15 protein-coding genes are annotated in these 14898 nt (G+C 61.4%); 4 read left to right on the top strand and 11 right to left on the bottom strand.

Annotation, left to right across the window (positions count from 1 at the left end; translation table 11 throughout):
• Positions 1–353 precede the first annotated feature (353 nt).
• The 8 genes from GGQ99_RS01225 to GGQ99_RS01190 form a co-directional block, all read right to left on the bottom strand.
• Positions 354–1160, bottom strand: a complete 807-nt coding sequence (locus GGQ99_RS01225) for an aspartate dehydrogenase (protein WP_183260095.1) — start codon at positions 1158–1160, stop codon at positions 354–356.
• Positions 1147–1848 (bottom strand): ABC transporter ATP-binding protein, encoded by a 702-nt coding sequence (locus tag GGQ99_RS01220; RefSeq protein WP_108607473.1) that lies wholly within the window; start codon positions 1846–1848, stop codon positions 1147–1149. Before GGQ99_RS01220 ends, GGQ99_RS01225 begins: the two co-directional genes overlap by 14 nt.
• Positions 1842–2597: an ABC transporter ATP-binding protein gene (locus GGQ99_RS01215; protein WP_108607472.1), complete on the bottom strand. Its 756-nt coding sequence runs from the start codon at positions 2595–2597 to the stop codon at positions 1842–1844. Before GGQ99_RS01215 ends, GGQ99_RS01220 begins: the two co-directional genes overlap by 7 nt.
• Positions 2594–3580, bottom strand: a complete 987-nt coding sequence (locus GGQ99_RS01210; RefSeq protein ID WP_108607471.1) for a branched-chain amino acid ABC transporter permease — start codon at positions 3578–3580, stop codon at positions 2594–2596. Before GGQ99_RS01210 ends, GGQ99_RS01215 begins: the two co-directional genes overlap by 4 nt.
• Positions 3581–3582: 2 nt before the next feature.
• A complete protein-coding gene (locus GGQ99_RS01205; protein ID WP_108607470.1) occupies positions 3583–4497 on the bottom strand; it encodes a branched-chain amino acid ABC transporter permease in 915 nt (304 codons plus the stop codon).
• 84 nt (positions 4498–4581) lie between these two features.
• On the bottom strand, positions 4582–5745 hold the full coding sequence (locus GGQ99_RS01200) for an ABC transporter substrate-binding protein (RefSeq protein WP_183260093.1): 1164 nt from the start codon (positions 5743–5745) through the stop codon (positions 4582–4584).
• Positions 5746–5826: 81 nt separating this feature from the next.
• Entirely contained in the window at positions 5827–6375 is a 549-nt protein-coding gene (locus tag GGQ99_RS01195) for a 3-hydroxyanthranilate 3,4-dioxygenase (protein WP_108607468.1), read from the bottom strand.
• A gap of 19 nt (positions 6376–6394) precedes the next feature.
• Positions 6395–7351: a dihydrodipicolinate synthase family protein gene (locus tag GGQ99_RS01190; RefSeq protein WP_183260092.1), complete on the bottom strand. Its 957-nt coding sequence runs from the start codon at positions 7349–7351 to the stop codon at positions 6395–6397.
• Positions 7352–7573: 222 nt separating this feature from the next.
• On the opposite strand from GGQ99_RS01190, the gene GGQ99_RS01185 reads away from it, so the two are divergent.
• A complete protein-coding gene (locus tag GGQ99_RS01185; protein ID WP_245439772.1) occupies positions 7574–8494 on the top strand; it encodes a LysR family transcriptional regulator in 921 nt (306 codons plus the stop codon).
• A 168-nt stretch (positions 8495–8662) separates the two neighbouring features.
• Here the strand turns inward: GGQ99_RS01185 and GGQ99_RS01180 are convergent, their stop codons facing one another.
• On the bottom strand, positions 8663–9016 hold the full coding sequence (locus tag GGQ99_RS01180) for a DUF2200 domain-containing protein (RefSeq protein ID WP_183260090.1): 354 nt from the start codon (positions 9014–9016) through the stop codon (positions 8663–8665).
• Between the two features lie 257 nt (positions 9017–9273).
• On the opposite strand from GGQ99_RS01180, the gene greA reads away from it, so the two are divergent.
• The 3 genes from greA (at position 9274) to GGQ99_RS01165 (ending at position 12537) form a co-directional block, all read left to right on the top strand.
• A complete protein-coding gene (gene greA, locus GGQ99_RS01175; protein ID WP_183262319.1) occupies positions 9274–9756 on the top strand; it encodes a transcription elongation factor GreA in 483 nt (160 codons plus the stop codon).
• Positions 9757–10108: 352 nt separating this feature from the next.
• On the top strand, positions 10109–11167 hold the full coding sequence (locus GGQ99_RS01170; RefSeq protein WP_183260088.1) for a helix-turn-helix domain-containing protein: 1059 nt from the start codon (positions 10109–10111) through the stop codon (positions 11165–11167).
• A gap of 200 nt (positions 11168–11367) precedes the next feature.
• Positions 11368–12537, top strand: a complete 1170-nt coding sequence (locus tag GGQ99_RS01165; protein ID WP_183260086.1) for an MFS transporter — start codon at positions 11368–11370, stop codon at positions 12535–12537.
• On the opposite strand, the gene GGQ99_RS01160 is transcribed toward GGQ99_RS01165, so the two are convergent.
• Positions 12534–13634, bottom strand: coding sequence for a helix-turn-helix domain-containing protein (locus tag GGQ99_RS01160; RefSeq protein ID WP_183260084.1), 1101 nt, complete (start codon positions 13632–13634; stop codon positions 12534–12536). The genes GGQ99_RS01165 and GGQ99_RS01160 overlap by 4 nt on opposite strands.
• Positions 13635–13860: 226 nt before the next feature.
• A complete protein-coding gene (locus GGQ99_RS01155; protein WP_108607461.1) occupies positions 13861–14892 on the bottom strand; it encodes an AI-2E family transporter in 1032 nt (343 codons plus the stop codon).
• Positions 14893–14898 lie beyond the last annotated feature (6 nt).

Raw genomic sequence — 14898 nt, 5'->3', positions numbered from 1 at the left:
TGTGGCGAACCGGGATGGGAGATGCATTGCATCACGCCCTTCTTTCCCATGCGCCTTACGGAACAGCGCCAGCCTAAGACCTGCACGCGGGTAACAGGCGGTGCGATGAGGCACGTTCGATCGGCGTGCCGCTTTCAGCCGCCACTGAGGAGCCAATGTCGGGCAGAGCGCAGGGGGCGGCGCCAGTAGGTGGGGGGGTATCGCACGGGCCACATCGCAGCCGCCGCTAGCTCATGATCTTGCCGTGAGCGGCGCTAGGTGAATGGGGGCGCTGCGGTCCGCATTCATGGACATGGAAAGCACTGCCATGTCTCGGTGACCGGATCCGCAGCAGACCCCATATCAAGGTGTGGTCAGATCAGCAGCGGCAGCACCCGGTTCTCGATCAGCCTCACCAGGTTCAGCGCGGTCATCTCCGAGGATTTCGGGTTGGTCGCCAGCGGGCGGTTTTCCAGTCGGATTTCCATCCGCCCGAAATCGCCTTCAGCGTGTATCTCATGTGTGTTGAAAAGCGCGGTCGGATCAGCAACAAGCGAGACCCGTGTCCGGTCGAGACCTATCCCCGCCAGCGAGGTGATCACCGCCACGTTCGCATTCTGTGGAAAGGCATCGGCCGCTGCCCGTGCAGTGTCCGCATAGAACACCGTCGGTTCGGTTAGCGCCTCAAGGTCGCAGCGGTTCTCGGCTATGGTGCCGGCCCATGCTCGCGCCGGTTTGATGATCCGGTGTTCTACCGAGGCAAGGCCCAGCCGCGCAGCCGCAGCCAGCGCATCGATCCCGCCCAAGGCGCCCGGCGGCACCAGAAGCTTTGCATCACGAGCCTGGGCCAGTTTTGTCAGCTCGGCCAGCACGCGATCATCGACAAAGGCCGAGGTCGAGGAAATGGCGAAATCCATCCCGGCCTCAAGCACCACGCGACCCCAGGGCAGGACGCTGTCACGCCCCGCGACCTCGACGGCGAGTTTCGCTTTGACACCCGCCAGCTCCGCCGGATGGGAAATCAAAGCCGCTTCCTTGGGCAGGTCCCGACGACTGCGGCTCGCATCACGCACCGCCACGGCAACGATACGAACCGGGCTCCGTCGCTCGGCCAGGAGCGCTGCCACCCGGGCACCGATCGCGCCCCATCCGATGAGGCAGATATCCTCAGACACCGACATAGGAATGCACCTTGTCATGGTCGCGCGTGAGATCGGTGCCGGTGCCGGACCAGACGACGTGGCCTTTTTCTATGATGTAATGCCGGTCCGCGAGTTTCTTCAGCACTGCCAAGTTCTTGTCGATCAACAGGATCGACTGGCCAAGCGCGCGCAATCGGGTGATGCAGTTCCAGATCTCCAGCCGGATCACCGGGGCCAACCCCTCGGTCGCCTCGTCGAGGATGAGAAGATGCGGATTGGTCATCAGCGCACGCCCAACCGCCAACATCTGCTGTTCGCCGCCAGAGAGCGTCCCTGCAATCTGGCTCGTCCGCTCCCGCAGACGAGGGAAAAGTCCATAGACTTTCTCGAGAGTCCAAGGGTCCGAACGCCCCGAGCGGTTGGCAGCGGTCGCGACCAGATTCTCGCGCACGGTGAGCGTCGGGAACACCTGCCTTCCTTCGGGCACGAGGCCAACGCCAAGCCGCGCCACCCGCTCCGGGGAAAATCCGGTAGTCTCGTGACCCCCGATCTCGATCCGTCCGCCCGCAGGCGGAACAAGGCCCATGATGGCGCGGATCGTGGTGGTCTTGCCCATCCCGTTGCGGCCCATCAATGTGACGAGTTCGCCTTCATTGACCTCGAAGCTTACATCGAACAGCACCTGGCCATGGTCATAGGCAGCCTGGAGCCCCTGCACCTTCAACACAGTTCGTCCTCCAACCCCAGATAGGCGTCCCGCACTTCATCGCTGGCCCGGATATCGTCGGCGGTCCCGGTCAGGATCACCCGCCCATAGACCAGGACCGAGATACGGTCGGCCAGCGCATAGACCGCTTCCATGTCGTGCTCGATCAGGAGCATGGAGACCTTGCCGCGGAGACCTCGCAGGGTCTCGATCATCTGCTGGCTTTCCAAACGGCCGAGCCCCGCCATCGGCTCATCGAGAAGCAGGAGCTTCGGCCGGCCAGCAAGCGCCATCATTAGCTCGAGCTGCTTGCGTTCGCCGCTCGAAAGGTTGCCCGCCACCACATCGCGACGCGGCTCGAGGCGGCTGGCAGCTAGAAGTTCATCCACTTCGGTCAGGATGGAAACACGCCCTCGCGCGGTATCGAGGATGCGAAAGTTGTTTCCCTGCCTCGCTTGCACCGCCAGGCTGATGTTTTGCTGCACGGTGAAATCGTTCAGCAGGTTCGTGATCTGGAATGTCCGCGCAAGGCCGCGCTTCATCCGCTCCGCGGCGGGACACGCGGTAATGTCTTCACCCAGAAGCGTTATCCGCCCCTCGTTGGGGATCAGCTCGCCACAGAGGAGGTTGATCAGCGTGGACTTGCCGGCCCCGTTGGGGCCGATCAAGGCATGGATATGCCCGGTCGCCACGTTCAACGACACATGATCTGTCGCGGTCAGACCTGCGAAACGTTTCACCAGATCGTCGATTGCCAGGATGGTGTTCATCTTGGCTCCGTCCGAAGCTTACGGGCAATGGAGTCGAACAGCCCCTTGGCGCCACCCTTGGTGCCAAGCACGATCCCCAGCAGGATCAGACCCATGGCAAGCTGCCAGTGCTCAGTCCAGGCAGCGAGGTAGGTTTGCAGGATCAGGAAGGCCGCCGCGCCCAAGATTGGGCCGAAGAAAGTGCCGACACCGCCGAGGATGACCATGATCAGCAGTTCGCCGGACTTGGTCCAATGGAGCGTGTCCGGGCTGGCAAAGCGCATGAACACCGCCATCAAAGCTCCGGCGAGGCCTGCGCCCATTCCGGCCAGGACGAAGCCGTAAAGCTTGTAGCGATAGGAGCTGATGCCCATCGCGGTCATCCGTCGTTCGTTTTGCCTTATGCCCGACAGGACCGTGCCGAACGAGGAGTGCACGACCCGCCAAAGAAATGCGAAGAACAACACCATCACGACAAGGATGACGTAATACATCGCTGTCTTGTCGCGCAGGCTCAGCGCAAAGAGATCATTGGCGCCCCGCACGATGACACCGTCCTCGCCGCCATAGGTCTTGAGCGAGACGAAAAAGAAATAGAGCATCTGCGCAAACGCCAGCGTGATCATGATGAATTGCACGCCCCTGGTGCGCAGCGCCAGCGAGCCAATGACCAGCGCCGCGAACCCAGCCACGAGGACCGCTGTTGGCAGCGTTATCAAAAGCTGGTTGGAACCGGGGATGAAGCCCCAGAGCGGCACGCCCTCGGCATGGTGGAAATACAGGATGCCAACCACGTAATTGCCGATACCGAAGAAGGCCGCATGGCCAAACGAAACCATCCCGCCATAGCCGAGGATGAAGTTCAGGCTGGCTGCTGCAATCGCATAGATCATGATGCGCGACGTCAGGCCGACCAGCGCCAGCTGGCCCGTCGCCTCTGCCACCAAGGGCAGGACGGACAGGCACACGATCGCCGCTGCGATGAAGATAAGATGTTGCCGCATGCTCAGCCGCCTGCCTGAAACAGGCCCTGGGGCCGGAACAGAAGCACGATACCCATCATCAGATAAATTCCCATGGATGCGATGCCGACTCCCAGAGCGTCAGCCTCCGGACCGGCCATGATCTCGCGCAACACTCCTGGGAGGAATGCACGCAGACATGTGTCGACGATGCCGAGCAGGATGCCGGCCACGAAGGCGCCCTTGATCGAACCAACGCCGCCGATGACCACCACGACAAAGGTTGCCAGCAGGATCTGCTCGCCCATGCCGACCTGGACCGCCAGCACCGGACTGGTCATGAAACCCGCCAGTCCCGCGAGCAGCGCGCCAAGGCCGAAGATCATCGTGTAGAGCAGCCGGATATCAACACCGAGCGCGCGGACCATGTCGCGATTGGTCGAGCCGGCGCGCACGAGCATGCCGATGCGCGTCCGATTGATCAGGAAATACAAGCCCAGGGCCACTCCAAGGCCGGCTGCGATGATCAAAAGACGGAAGGGCGGATAAACCAGGCCGGGCAGCAGCTCGATCGGCGTTGCGATCGAGGCGGGAAGCTCGACGAACATCGGCTCACGGCCGAAAAGCAGGACGGTGAGCTCGTTGAAGATCAGGATCAGCGCAAAGGTCGCTAGCACCTGATCCAGGTGGTCGCGCGCATACAGCCGTCGCATGACACCCAGTTCAATCGCAAAACCGGCCAGCATGGCGCCGGCCAGCGCCGCAGGCAGGCCCAGCCAGAAGCTTCCTGTCTGGCTGGCCACCCAGGCCCCCACAAACGCACCCACCATGTAAAGCGAGCCATGGGCGAGGTTGATCAGGCCCATGATGCCGAAGATCAGGGTCAGACCGGCAGCCAGCAGGAACAGTGTGATGCCGTAAAGCAAACCGTTCAGAAGCTGTTCGAGAATGAGTGTCATATCGGCAAGCCCTGCGCTGGGTAATGCGATCCGTGGATGCGCAGCTTGCGCACCCAGTTCGGCCGGTTCGGTGGCTGGTGCAGGTCAGAGCTTGCAGGCGGCCGAATAGCTGTCGCCAATATCTTCCGCCAATTTCTTGCGGGTCACCGTGGTCGCCACGCCATTCTCGCCTTTGACCACCTCCAGGAGGTGCCAGTCCTGCACCGGATGCTGGTTGGGGCCGAACGCGAAATCGCCCCGGACAGAGACGAAATCTGCCTTTCTCAGCGCCGTGCGGACCGCATCGATGTCGTCGACGCCGCCGGTTGCCTTGAGAGCAGAGGCGATCAGCTTCGCGGTGTCATACCCCTGCGATGCGTAAGTGGTCAGCGGACGGTCGGGATAGGCGGCCTTCCAGCCCGAAACGAAGGCCTTGTTCGCCTCGTTGTCCAGGTCCTCGGCCCAATGGCTGGTAGCGACCTGGCCGATCACCGCGTCACCAAGGGCTTTCAGCATTACGCCATCGGCGTTGGCCTCCGAAAGCACCATAGGGAATTTGCCCAGAAGACCGGCCTGCTGGTACTGGCGCACGAAGGCGATGCCGAGCCCGCCCGGATGGAACTGATAGACCACGTCGGGTGCCGCGGCGCGGATCTGCGCCATTTCAGCCGAGTAGTCCGTCTGCTCCAGCTGGGTGTAGATCTCGCCGATGATTTCGCCATTGAATGTGCGCTTGAAACCTTCGAGCGCGTCCTTGCCGGCCTGGTAGTTCGGCGCCAGCAGGAAGGCGCGTTTGTAGCCGAGATCCTTGGCCGCTATGCCGGACACCTCGTGCAGCGTGTCGTTCTGCCACGAGACGACGAAGTAGTTCTCATTGCACTCCTTGCCGGCGAGACCCGAAGGGCCGGCATTGGCGCTGATATAGAGGGCGCCATTGTCGACGATGTCCGGCACGGTCGCGCCGGCGATGTTCGAGAAGATGATGCCGGACAGCAGCTTGACGCCCTGCTCGTTCATGAATTTTTCGGCAATTTGGCGGCCATTCGCCGGCTTGGCTGCGTCATCCTCGACGATAAGGTCGACCGGCACGCCGCCGAGCTTGCCGCCTTCCTCGTTGATGGCAAGCTGCATGCCGTCGCGGACGTCCTTGCCGAGATAGCCACCCGGGCCGGAAAGTGTGGTGATGACGCCGATCTTCACCGGCTCTTGGGCAAGGGCCGAGGTTGCAAGGCCCACGAAGAGGCTGAATGCGAGAATGGTCTTCTTCACGATGCGAGGTCCCCTGTTGCTTGTTATTGTCAGTCTTTTGCCTATCAGCCCCGATTGAAACGGTGCTGTCGGAGGTCATAGTCAGAGCTGGACCCAGCCTGCGGGCGGCTCCTTGCCCGGATGCACCGCCCCGCAGTTCGGGCATGTGCGCAACGCCTTGTGGTTGTAGAAGTTGGCGTAGATCGGGGGCAGGTCATCGACGATCGATTCCAGATCGACCTCGGCGCGATGCACGAGATGCGTGCACTCGAAGCAGTACCATTCCACGGCATCCAGCGCGCCTTCAGGACGGGAGGGCTCGATCACGAGGCCGATAGAGCCTTCCTGCGGGCGCTGCGGGGAGTGGCGGACATGGGGCGGCAGGAGGAAAATATCGCCTTCGCGGATCGGCACGTCGTAGAATTCGCCGGTCGAGGTATCGTGCAGCTTGAGAAGCATGTCGCCCTTCAGCTGATAGAAGAACTCCTCGACCGGATCGTCGTGATAGTCGGTGCGCTTGTTTGGCCCGCCGACAATGGTCACCATCAGGTCGGCATTCTTCCATATCTGCTGATTGCCGACCGGCGGCTTCAGCAAATGCTTGTGCTCGTCGATCCATTTCTGCAGATTAAAGGCGCTCAGTTTGCTCATCTCATCCTCTCCTGGTGGCTTAGGCAAGTTTCAGTCCGCAGGCCTCGAAAGCCTCGCGGGTTTGGCGCTTCTGTCCTTCGGTCAATTCGAGGAGCGGCTGCCGCACCGGACCACCGGCCTGGCCCAAAAGTTCCTGCCAATATTTTTGATGGGAGTGCAGCTTCTCTGCCGGACGGGTCCGTCGGATCGCATCGCGAACGGGCTGAAGACTGGCGCTGACTGCGCGCGCCTCTTCCGCCTTGCCGGCAAAGGCCAGATCGGTGTAGTCGCGCATCCGCCGATCTGCCTTGGTCTGCAGCGTGTAGGGCGGCGATGAGCAGAGATAAAGCTGCCAGTTCAGTTCGAGGATATTGTCGAGCCACTCCTCCTCGGAGGCTGTCGACACAAGGATACGATCGCCGGCAAGCGCGGTCAGATTCTTGTACATGTCTCGCGGCACCGAATATTTGATCGCTACGACCGTTTCGATATCGGCAAGGCGATTACACAGTTCCGGGCTCATCAGGTAGCCGCTGTCGGGATGCGACCAGAGCGCTATGCCGATGTCCACTTTCGACGCGATGGTTTCATAGTAGCGGGTTAGCGTTTCGTCCTGTGCCTTCAGGAAATGCAACACCGGAGCATGAACGACGATGTAGTCGGCGCCGCAGGCTTGCGCGTGCTTTGCAAGGTCGATCACCACGTCCATGTTCTGATCCGAGCAGGACATGATGGTCTGCGCCTTGTCGCCAGCCATCTCGACGGACAGATCGAACATGCGCTTGCGCTCGTCGATGGACATAGAGAAGAACTCGCCCTGCTTGCCGGCGATGAACAGCCCATCGATGCCAAGATCGTTTATCCAGTGATCTACATTGCGGCGGTAGAGGTCCTCGTGGATCGAGCCGTCAGCATGGAACGGTGTGTTGGCGGCAGCCCAGACGCCGCGCATTGTGGCGCGGGAATGGGCCTTGGCATCCTTGCGGGTGTATTTCATATGCGTTCCTCATCGTCGTCCGGCACCGGACGGTAGCGTGCTTGTCTAGGAAGAGTGGGCCCGTTCTGGCGCGGCAAACTTGGCTCAGGCAGTGCTCATGGCCGCCCAAAAACATCTCCTCCCCTCAATCACTGCCGTGACAAATCCTGTGACATCGGGCCCCATTTTTTTTCATGTGTGAAGGCGAACATTCGGTATATATTCATGAAGGATAGGACATAAGTGAGTTTGCCGATGCGCCCGACTTTGCGTCAAATCGAATCCTTCAAGGCTGTGGTCGAGTTGGGAAATTTCTCCCGCGCGGCCGAGAGTATGCAGACCTCTCAAGCCAATCTCTCGCATACGATCCGCGATCTCGAATTGGTGCTAGGTGCAAGGCTTTTCGACCGCACGACCCGGCGGGTCGATATGACCGACGCCGGGCGTGCCTTCGCAACCGGTGCCCTTGCCGGCCTGAACGAAATCGATCGCGCAGCCGAATATGTGCGCGACCTCAGCAGCCTGAAACGCGGCCTCGTGCGAATTGCCGCGCCACCGCTTATCGCCGGCACGATCCTGCCGCGCGTTCTACGCGAAGTTGCGGCTGCACATTCCGAGCTAGTCCTGCGCATCGAGGATGTCAGCACCGACATCATTGTCGAGCAGGTAAGAAGCGGCCGCTGCGATCTCGGTGTCGGTACTTTCTCTCCGGGCGAAGCGGGGCTCGACTCTCAGCCGGGGCTGCAGGATAGCCTGATGGTTTTCTGCACCCCCGATGACGAATTCGCCGGACGCCAGCAGATCCGCTGGGCCGAGCTTCGAGATCACCAGATCATCACACTGACGCGTGAGAGCAGCATTCGGTTGCTGACCGAGTTCGGCTTCGAGTCGGCCGGGCTGCCACTGCGGCCCCAACTGGAAGTGCACCAGATAAATACGGCTCTTTCGCTGGCCGAAAACGGTGCCGGGATAGCGATCCTGCCTGCTTATTCTCTGGCGGCGCTGAAGGGCCGCAGCATCGTAGCGCGTCCCTTGGTCGAACCGGCCATCGTACGCGAGGTGCGGCTTGTCACCGCCCGCGACCGCGCGCCCTCAGCCGCCACAATCGCCACCCGAAACATCCTGCGCCGTGTACTGCGCGAGATGGTACCCGAGGTGGTTTGAACGGCTGTCAGCACGGCTCGGCGCGAATCCGGGAAGCTCCCGGTATCGACGCCCATTCCGATGTCGAGCTGCTGCCTGGTTTGCATTTGGCAGGCCTATCGCATCCGCCATGCAACGGCCAGAAACCTGAGACAATCTCAAATGGACGGAGATTGACGGCTCTCTAGTTCAATTTCTTCGCAGGATCTTGTCCATCATTTTTCCCTGCGCCAGCTCATCAATCAGTTTATCCAGATAGCGAATTTCTCGCATGGTTGGCTCCTCGATATCCTCCACGCGGACACCGCAAATAACGCCCTTGATCAAGGCTCGCGACGGATTGATTTTGGGGGCCTCTGCGAAGAATGTTTCAAAATCAGTCTGTTTTTCCAGTTGAGCCTTTAGATCTTTCTGATCATAGCCCGTAAGCCAAGAGATGACGTGATCAACCTCTGCTTTTGTACGTCCCTTTTTCTCTGCTTTCGCGACGTAGAGAGGATAGATGCTTGCGAAGGCGGTCGTATAGATCCGGTGCTTTGCCATGAGTGTCTACTCCTGAGCTCCTTGCCGAGTTAAGCTGGAGTTGGCCGATTTGGCCAGCCACTCCGGGAGAAGGCGAGCCGAGCGGTCGCTGATCGCATTTCGATCCCTATATCGACCTCTGTAGTCCGGCTATCCACCAGCCTCACCTCTCTTGGCTGCTCCACTTTGGGCCGAGACCAGCCGTCAAATTGTGGGAGCTTTATTGCCGGCTCTAGGTTATCCGATTGCTGAGGGTGTTCGAAGGGGAGTCCCGACCAATGAGCGTAGCATTTGCCAAGGAGGAAAGCGCCGAGGCAGCATCGGAAACCATCCTGCCGGCTCGCCCCATCTCCGACCGGATCAACCTCGTCACCGAGGCGGGTCTCAAGATGCTGCAAGATGAATTGGCGCGCGCCCAGCAGGCTCTCGACGCAGCCAACGTGCTGGAAGATGTCAACGAGCGGCGAAGGCAGTCGGCGGTTCCGCTTCGAGACATGCGCTATTATGCCGAGCGCGTCCGAACGGCCCAGCTCATGCCGATGCCTGCATCCAATGAAGTGGTCGCCTTCGGTCACACCGTTACGTTCGAGCGTGATGACGGCCGCACCCAGACCTTCCGCATCGTCGGTGAGGATGAAGCCAACCCGTCTGAAGCTTCAATATCGCATGGCTCGCCGGTTGCCATCGCGCTGATTGGCAAAACCGTTGGCGATGTTGTGCAGCTAGGGCAGCGCGAACTCGAAATCCTGTCGATTTCTTAGCTGGATAGCGAGGTACGACGCACGACCGAATTGCCGGCATCTTTTATTGCCTGGTCATGGTCATCCACTTTGCATCGCTGGCTGCACCGACGTGACCCAAACGTGAGCGATGTTCGAACCCGGAACCGGCAGTGCGTTTGCCGAGATGGGGAGCCTCGAACGCACTGCCGGCAGACACCTGGAATTAGGAACGCGCGGCGCACCGGGAGGCGGAGCCGCCCGCGACCGTCATTTCCTTCCGCTTGGGCGTGCGTAGTCCGGCTTGATCTCGCCATCGATCGCCGCGAAGAGATCGCCGTCCTATTGCCGACCGGCCTGCGCTCAGTCATTCTCCACCTCAAGTTGCGACCGCTTGTTCGACCCGCATCTTGGAGACTTCATGAACGAAGCAGGACTGCTTGCCACGCTGAAATTCGATACGCGCGAGTTGCCGGTCGAGCACCAGTTTGAGGCATGGCGCTCCTTCCATGCTTCGGTGATCGACGTCTCCATAAGTCCAGAAGCGCGGCAGGGTTTCATCTTCGAGCAGCAAATCTGGGACCTGGGCAAGCTCGCCTTCACCACGTCGTACATGCCTGGTCCCAAAGTGCCGCGCAGATGGCATCATCTGGGCAAGGATCCACTCGACCACTGGTGCCTCGTGCTGCCGGAAAGCGCAATGCATGCCGCACAGGATCAAAACGTCCCTCGCCGCCAGGTCCATTTCCGCTCGCTTGGTCGCCCTTATGATGGCGCAGCAGCAGATTCGAGCGTGTCTACCGTCTACATCCCGCGCGACCTGCTGCGGCCTCTGGCAGGCGTACTCGACAAGCACCCAGGGAGTGTCAGCCCGGACGGTCTGGGCGGGCTGCTCGCCGACTTCCTGATCTCATTCGAACGCCGGCTGCCACACATACCGGGACATGAGGTGCCCAAGGCCATCGAGGCGATGCGCGCGATGATCTCAGCCTGCCTGGCGCCGACAGCTGACCGTGTCGCCGAAGCTCACGGCCATATCGCGGCAACGATGCTCGAGCGTGCCCGCCAGATGATCCACAACGAGCTTCAAGCTCCCGATCTCGGGCCGGACAAGCTGTGCCGGCAACTCGGCCTCTCGCGTTCAAAACTCTACGTCCTTTTTGAGCCGCTGCACGGAGTGGCGCGCTACATCCAGCGCCAGCGGCTGTTGGCAGCCTACAAGGAGCTGTCTGACCCCAATTCGATGACGAGTATCGCTCGGATCGCCGAGAGGCTGTGTTTCGCAGACGCTGCGACATTCAGTCGGTCCTTTCGAAGCGAAATGGGCTGTGCCCCAAGCGAAGTCAGGGCGGCAGCGGCTGTCGGACTGCCCATGTCGCCGAAACGGCTGCCGCTCAAGTTGCTCAACCAGGTGGTGAGCCTCGGCGAAATTCTGCAGTATCTGCAGGTGTAGACCTGATCTGCAGGTGAAGGCATAGCTGCGTCCGGTCGCCCTGGATTTAACGTGACGGCTCTTACCGGACACATTGCGTATCAATGGAATTTCTGAACAGCAATCAACAAGTTCGCCACCTCGCCGTCTGTACTAATGCGCAGATGGATGGCAGCCTCACCAAAGATGTCCGATGCTCATGACATCATTGTTGAGGGCGAATGCCTGCTGGCCTGCGTTTTTCGCTGCTGTATGCCGCGCTGTTCTTTGAACTCGGCATCAACTTGCCATTCTTTCCGGTGTGGCTGCGTTCGCAGCACCTCGATGATGGCCGCATCGGCATCATACTGGCCATGCCGCTCCTGGCGCGCGTTGTTGCCAACCCGGTGGTCACGGCTGTCGCCGACCGGCAGGCGCGCCTGAGTGGCGCGCTTCTGATATGTGCCGCGGCGGTTGCGATCGGCACGCCCCTGCTCGGGGCAACAAGCACCTTCCTGCCGATCCTGCTGCTCGTCGCAGCGATCGGCCTCGCGCAAGGTCCGCTCATCGCCTTGGCCGACGCCGTCACGCTGCGCGCGACGCGCACGACAGTGCCGGCCATTGACTACGGACGCGTCAGGCTTTGGGGTTCGATCGCGTTCGCCATGGCCAACATTTCCGGTGGCATGCTGCTCATGTGGTTCGAGCCGGATATGATCATATGGCTGCTCACCGCCTCGGCCTTGCTGACGACCCTAACCGCCTTGACCGTCGCAAGGCTGCCGTCGACGCGCCACAGCGAGCGCCACGCCTTTCGACCAAGCGGCAGCGCCGGCCCCCTTATCGTCCTCGTCGTGATTGGAGCGGCCTGTGTTCAGGCAAGCCACGGGCTGATCTACGCCTTCGGAACGCTGCACTGGCACTCTACAGGCATCGGCAAGGGCATGACAGGAATGCTCTGGGCCTTGGGGGTAGTTTCGGAGATCGCCGTGTTTGCAATCGCCGGGCGTCTCGTCGGCAATGCCAGAGCTGCGATGTTCCTGCTATTGTTGGGGGCTGCGGTCGCGACCGGTCGCTGGCTGTGCATGGCATTCGACCCCAACGTCGAACTGCTTGCCGTTTTCCAGCTTACCCATGGCTTCACCTTCGGCGCCACACATGTGGGAAGCATCGTGGTGCTGGCCCAGTTGGCTGCGCCCGCGATGCAGGCGCAGGTCCAGGGATGGCTTGCCGGCGCGTGGGCCGGCCTGATGGCGCTGCTGACCGCGCTTTGCGGTCAGGTCTATGCCGGCTGGGGCGAGCGGACCTACCTTCTCATGGCTGGCGTGGCAGCGACCGGCATGGTGCTGATCGCGGTTGCCGCGCTTTCCGTCGGGCGCAGCCGGCGCCAGCTGCAAGTTCTCGAAACCTAACTCTGCAGGCGCCTGAGAAGATGGCCGAGCCGCTCGACCGGTTCGAGGGAGGCCAGGTCGGCGACCGGTCTCGCCGGTATGGCGCCCAGGCCGCGTGTCCTGACTTCGCTCGGGCTGTAGCCGAACTCGCGCCGAAAGGCCCGGCTGAATTCCGCGCCATCGTTGAACCCGCGCTGTTCGGCGATCTCGAAGATACGCCGGGTCTCGGTCGGGTCGGCGAGCTTCGAATGAGCATCGACCAGGCGCCGGTGCAAGATGTAGCGCATCACACCACCGCTGGGCTCGAACAGGCGATAGAGCCTGGTACGCGAAATGCCGAGCGCACGGCACAGCATGTCATTGTCGAGGTTCGGGTTGTAGAGATTGGCATTGATGTATTGCCGCGCCCGCTCCAGCAGCATGTTCGAAACCGGTGCCCTCGCCTCGTCGAGATGATCGGGTGAAGGCGCGATGCAGGCCAGGATCATGGCGCGCGTCGCTGCTGCCACGCCGGGGAGGTCGGCAACCGTCAACGTCGGCAGGCGTTTGGCAAGGCCGACGATGTAATCGGCGAGCAAGCAGCCCATGCCGCCACCGAGGGTCGAGAACTCCGCCAGGCTCAAGGCGCCGGAATGCTCCTGGAAGAAATCCCTCGGGATGAGCAGCATCAGCATGTGGCTGTCGGTGACATGCCCGTCGAAAGGCTGCCCCAGAGAATGGAGCTGTACCGCGCCGACGCCGCCGTCAAAGGCCCGGCTGCCGGCGACGGTGCTTGCCGCCCCATCGAGGAACAGCGTCATCATCCAGTGATCGAGCGTGTCCCGGCGCACATGGTTGGGCAAGCTGGCGAAGTTCAGCGCCCCGGTGCTGATCGAGGTGAAGGCCAGGCAGCCGAGGTCCCAGATCACCTGCCTGCCATCGATCACCTCGGGCGAGTTGCCGGTTGGCGTGAGGTCGAGCATCGTCGCAAAGTTATGCCGCCAGGCGTCGAACTGATCGGCCCGCGCCACATCATCGGTCGAAAATTCGAAATGAGGAATAGGCCCGTCGTGCTGACCTACCGAGGCGAGAAAACCATCCTGGTTCTCCGGCGCAAAGCTTCTACCAGGAGCAACCATGCCAACCCCCTCGTTGGGACGTGCATCTCGTCCCGGTGGCGTTTTCAGGTGCCGTCTGCGGCTGGCTTGAGACTTAGGTCCGTGCTCAAGCTGGCCTAGGAGACACCTGCACTCATGATCCTTCGCGTGCACATATCATAGCGCGCGCGAAGGTTTGTTCAACGAGGCCGAAACATGACGGTTAATGCCGATGGTTGGCCGGTAGGCTGCGACAGGGACGACCGTCTCAATCCTTGCGCTCGACCTGCGCTTCCAGCTTCTCTGTCTTGCCCGACGCAAGGAGTGCTGCGATCCAGCGGGACGATGGTGCCTGGGCGCAATAGACGATGAAGGCGATCAGGATCGGCACGCCGATGAAGGCGCCCGAGATGCCCCACATGAAGCTCCAGAAAAACACGGCGAAGATGACCGCGAAGGGCGATATCGCCAGCGAAGCACCCGTGAGAATGGGCTCGAGATAGCTGCCGATCATGAACTGGATCAGGTTGAGGCCGATGAACACAACGAAGGCCATCTGCCACGACTCGAACTGCGCGATCGCGAACAGGGTCGGAAACATGGTCGCGAAGAACGGTCCGAGAAACGGAATGTAGTTGAGCGCGAAGGCAATGGCGCCCCAAGCCGCCGCGAGCTCCAGCCCGGCCACCAGTGCAAAGCCCCAGACCACGAGGCCTGTCAGCACGCTGGCGAAGGTGCGCACGGCCATGAAGCGGCGCAGCTTGATGCCGATCTCGCGATTGGCGGCGCGAATGCGGGCGCCATATGGCTGGGCGGCGGGAGATTCCAGGCGCCGGTTGAAGTCCTCGACCTCGAGCAGTCCAAGCATCACCAGCACGAAGACCAGCAACGCCAGCCCGGCAAAGCTGTTCAGGCGGCCGGCAATGCCCTGGGTGAAACCAACCAGCCAGTTGACGTCGAAGCGGTCGGCGAGCGGTCCGGCAACGGCCACGCCGCGCTCTTCCAGCCATTCGGTCCAGTCGACGTAGATCGCCTGGAACCTGCTGGCATTGACGAACAGCCATTGGCCGAGCCGACCGAAGCCCCAGACCACGGACGAGCCGACGGCGACAACGATCGCGATCGTCGTTGAAAGCGTGATGAACAGTGCCAGCAGCCGTGGCAGGAACCGCTGAAGCGCGGCCTGGATCGGCCAGACCAGGGCTATGATGAACAGCGACACCACGAGCGGAACGAAGATCGCATCTCCCACCCGCAGCAGTGCGAGCACCAGGATGCCGGTGGCAAGATATGCGTTCATGCTGCC

This window comes from Aminobacter niigataensis (assembly GCF_014200015.1).
In the GTDB taxonomy this organism is placed as follows: domain Bacteria; phylum Pseudomonadota; class Alphaproteobacteria; order Rhizobiales; family Rhizobiaceae; genus Aminobacter; species Aminobacter niigataensis.
Note: the sequence above shows the minus strand (reverse complement) of the source record. Positions and strands in the feature narration are given on the sequence as shown.

What these genes read in the sequence shown, in the direction of transcription:
- GGQ99_RS01190 (WP_183260092.1), bottom strand. Translation starts at nt 7,351, where the DNA reads ATGAAATACACCCGCAAGGATGCCAAGGCCCATTCCCGCGCCACAATG.
- GGQ99_RS01215 (WP_108607472.1), bottom strand. Translation starts at nt 2,597, where the DNA reads ATGAACACCATCCTGGCAATCGACGATCTGGTGAAACGTTTCGCAGGT.
- GGQ99_RS01195 (WP_108607468.1), bottom strand. Translation starts at nt 6,375, where the DNA reads ATGAGCAAACTGAGCGCCTTTAATCTGCAGAAATGGATCGACGAGCAC.
- GGQ99_RS01180 (WP_183260090.1), bottom strand. Translation starts at nt 9,016, where the DNA reads ATGGCAAAGCACCGGATCTATACGACCGCCTTCGCAAGCATCTATCCT.
- GGQ99_RS01210 (WP_108607471.1), bottom strand. Translation starts at nt 3,580, where the DNA reads ATGCGGCAACATCTTATCTTCATCGCAGCGGCGATCGTGTGCCTGTCC.
- GGQ99_RS01225 (WP_183260095.1), bottom strand. Translation starts at nt 1,160, where the DNA reads ATGTCGGTGTCTGAGGATATCTGCCTCATCGGATGGGGCGCGATCGGT.
- GGQ99_RS01160 (WP_183260084.1), bottom strand. Translation starts at nt 13,634, where the DNA reads ATGGTTGCTCCTGGTAGAAGCTTTGCGCCGGAGAACCAGGATGGTTTT.
- greA (WP_183262319.1), top strand. Translation starts at nt 9,274, where the DNA reads ATGAGCGTAGCATTTGCCAAGGAGGAAAGCGCCGAGGCAGCATCGGAA.
- GGQ99_RS01165 (WP_183260086.1), top strand. Translation starts at nt 11,368, where the DNA reads ATGCCTGCTGGCCTGCGTTTTTCGCTGCTGTATGCCGCGCTGTTCTTT.
- GGQ99_RS01155 (WP_108607461.1), bottom strand. Translation starts at nt 14,892, where the DNA reads ATGAACGCATATCTTGCCACCGGCATCCTGGTGCTCGCACTGCTGCGG.
- GGQ99_RS01205 (WP_108607470.1), bottom strand. Translation starts at nt 4,497, where the DNA reads ATGACACTCATTCTCGAACAGCTTCTGAACGGTTTGCTTTACGGCATC.